Origin of the sequence: Anaerorhabdus sp., from assembly GCF_036657415.1 — a bacterium.
GTDB lineage: Bacteria > Bacillota_I > Bacilli_A > Erysipelotrichales > Erysipelotrichaceae > Anaerorhabdus.
In genome coordinates this window covers 1-3545 of record NZ_JAVXGL010000132.1, presented here as the reverse complement: position 1 = coordinate 3545, position 3545 = coordinate 1, and the positions used below count along the sequence as shown (strand labels likewise).

Sequence of the window (3545 nt, the reverse complement as noted above, 5' to 3'; positions counted from 1 at the left end):
TAAACAGCTACGATATTTACTATTTTATTCGGAATTACAATAACTTTACGTATTATCTTGCCATCTATTTGGGCTTTTACAGTATCAATACTGAATGCTATTTCTTCTATCTTCTTACTATCTTCATCTTTGCTAGCCATAAACTTACCACGAATCTTTCCATTCACTTGAACAACGATTTCAACTTCATTCAATTCTAATTTACTTTCATCAACAGTTGGCCATGGTTCATAAGTAATAGTTTCTTTGCCTGTTAGTGCTTGATACATTTCTTCAGCAACGTGTGGTGCAAAGCAAGATAACATTTTAATAAAATTATATGCATATTCTTCATACACTGTTTCCTGTTTATAACACTCATTAATGAATATCATCATTTGTGAAATAGCGGTATTCATATTTAAAGTTTCAATATCACTTGTAACTTTTTTAACTGTCGCATTATAAATATAATCCAATGAACCATCATTTTCTTTTGTTAGGCGATCAGAATCCATAAATAAACGCCATACACGCTCTAACCATTTACGTGCACCCTCTACGCTTTTATCGTTCCAAGGTTTACTAGCTTCTAATGGTCCCATAAACATTTCATATACACGTAATGTATCCGCTCCATAATTATTAACAATTACATCTGGATTGATTACATTACCACGTGATTTACTCATTTTTTCACCATTCTCACCAAGTATCATTCCTTGATGGAATAATCTTTTAAATGGTTCTTTTGTAGGAACTAAACCCTTGTCATAAAGATAATTGTTCCACATACGTGAATACAATAAGTGTCCAACTGCATGTTCTGGACCACCTACGTATAAATCTACTGGCATCCAATGTTCTAGTAGTTTTTTATCCGCAAATGTTTCATTATTATGTGGATCAATATAACGTAAATAGTACCAACTACTACCAGCAGAACCTGGCATCGTTGATGTTTCACGTTTAAAATGCTTACCATTCTTTTCACCATTTACCCAATCAGTTGCTTGATCAAGAGGTGAAGCTCCTGATTTACCTTTATAATCCTTTAACTCTGGCAAAATTAGTGGTAATTCATCATCTGCTAAAGCACCCATTGAGCCATCATCAAAATGAACAACTGGAATTGGTTCACCCCAATAACGTTGACGTGCAAAAATCCATTCACGTAAACGATAGTTAATCTTTGCTTCCCCAACCTTATTCGTTTCTAACCATGCAATCATAACGCTAATTGCATCTTCCTTATTTAATCCATCTAAGAAATCAGAATTTATATGAAGACCATCTTCAACCATAGCTTCGTGTTCAACACTTCCACCCTCAAGTACTGGAATGATTTCAATACCGAATTTCTTTGCGAACGCATAATCACGTTCATCATGAGCAGGAACTGCCATAATTGCTCCCGTACCATATGACGCAAGTACGTAGTCAGAAATCCAAATAGGAATCTTTTTCTGATTAACAGGATTTATTGCATAAGCACCTGTGAATACACCTGTCTTATCTTTATTTAATTCTGTTCGTTCCATATCTGATTTAGATGCACATTCTTGTTTATATGTGCTTACTGCACTCTTTTGCTCAGCAGTAGTAATTTTGTCAACCAATGCATGTTCAGGAGCCAATACACAATATGTCGCACCAAATAATGTATCACAACGTGTTGTAAATACTGTAAAGAAATCCTCATATCCATCAACTTTAAAATTAACATGCGCCCCTTTAGATTTGCCAATCCAATTACGTTGAATTTCTTTTGTAGACTCTGGCCAATCGATTTCATCCAATCCTTCAAGTAAACGATCCGCATATTTAACAATATCAATTACCCATTGTTTCATCATTTTACGAACAACAGGATATCCACCACGTTCAGACTTACCATCAATAATTTCATCATTCGCAAGTACTGTTCCTAATTCTTCACACCAGTTAACAGGAAAATCAACATATTTTGCTAAGCCATCTTCGTAAAGTTGTTTGAAAATCCATTGCGTCCATTTATAAAAATGCGGATCACATGTTGATACTTCTTTATCCCAATCAAATGAAAAACCTAACATTTTCAATTGTGTTGTAAATGTTTTAATGTTATCTAGTGTAAATCCTTCTGGATGATTTCCCGTTTGAATGGCATATTGCTCTGCTGGTAAACCAAATGAATCAAATCCCATTGGATGAAGAACATTGTAGCCTTGCATTCTTTTCATTCGGCAAACAATATCAGTCGCTGTATATCCTTCTGGATGCCCTACATGTAATCCATGTCCTGATGGATAAGGAAACATATCCAAAGCATAATATTTCGGTTTACTAAAATCCCATACATCTGTTCTAAAAGTTTGGTTGTTATCCCAAAACGTTTGCCACTTTTTCTCAATTTCCAAATGATTATATTCCATATTTTTCTCCTTATGCATATAAAAACGCCCTTACTTCTAAGGACGTTAATTAACGCGGTACCACCTTAGTTCATAGATTACTCCATGCCCTCAATTATCTTTAACGCAGATTTACGGAACCCTTTTAATCAGGTCAGCTCAATGGCGAGTTCACTCATGTCAATTATCAAGTTACACCATACCTTGACTCTCTATTAATTGATACTGAGATACTACTCCACTTCATAGCTTATTAATCATATCGAATTTATGAAATTGTGTCAATCTTTGCCAAGACTTATTCAATGACCTCGCTACAGGTTGCATTAACTTTGGTCATCCCTTCGACAACTTTATTTATATCATATTTTCCATCAGTCTTCATCTCATCCATTAAACCTAATACTGCAAGTGTTGCTTCATCAATCTTTGAAATATTATACGTAATCTTTGAAGTAATTTCAGTGTCGGTTTCAATAATTTCGTAACCTACATTATACATTGCTGTTAAGATTTGTTTATCTGAATTCATCGATTCCATAATTGATTCTTTATCCCGATCTTTTGTTAGTCCATAAGTTGTTTCTTGGATAACAGACACTATTTGATTTTCTTCCATGATGTAAAGTGTCTTGATTTTATCGGAATCTGAGTTTACTGTACAAGCAATTTTCTTTTCATTGTTGCTTTCATCAGTATTTTTTACATTGTTTGTTTCTGGTGTTTCAGTAGTCTTATTCGCGTTGGGTTCAATTGGCTTTGAACTACAACCAGCTACAAGTACTAGTGCCAATAAAGTCATACATATTTTTTTCATATCGTACCTCCGACTCTTTAAGTCAAAGCAAGTATCTCATAGTCTATAGTTAAATATTTCTTACAAATTAGTGATGAAAATTAAGAAAGAGCAAGATAACTCACTCTTTTTACTAATCGATTTCATTATACAATTCATCGAATATACGAAATAGCTTTTTTCCATCCCATGAATAATAGGTTTTACTTTCAACTTCCACTTCACCGTCTTCCACAATATTCAATAAATACGTACCCTCTCTTTCTGTTGGTATGTATATCAAATAGTAAGTAATTGGAAGATAAGGTAATGTAGTCGTAACGTAATCCTGAATTCCATAGAAAATACGATAGTTATCCAGATTATCTATTAAAGTT

The 3545-nt window shown here is 33.9% G+C and carries 3 protein-coding genes and 1 other annotated feature; all 3 genes read right to left on the bottom strand.

What is annotated here, in order from left to right:
• The coding region (gene leuS, locus RSB60_RS11265; RefSeq protein WP_332616423.1) for a leucine--tRNA ligase at positions 1-2393 on the bottom strand (2393 nt) is incomplete at its 3' end.
• Positions 2394-2428: 35 nt separating this feature from the next.
• Positions 2429-2628: a binding site (T-box leader), on the bottom strand.
• Between the two features lie 42 nt (positions 2629-2670).
• Entirely contained in the window at positions 2671-3189 is a 519-nt protein-coding gene (locus RSB60_RS11260) for a hypothetical protein (protein WP_332616421.1), read from the bottom strand.
• Positions 3190-3301: 112 nt separating this feature from the next.
• The coding region (locus RSB60_RS11255) for a hypothetical protein (protein ID WP_332616419.1) at positions 3302-3545 on the bottom strand (244 nt) is incomplete at its 5' end.

What these genes read in the sequence shown, in the direction of transcription:
- RSB60_RS11260 (WP_332616421.1), bottom strand. Translation starts at nt 3,189, where the DNA reads ATGAAAAAAATATGTATGACTTTATTGGCACTAGTACTTGTAGCTGGT.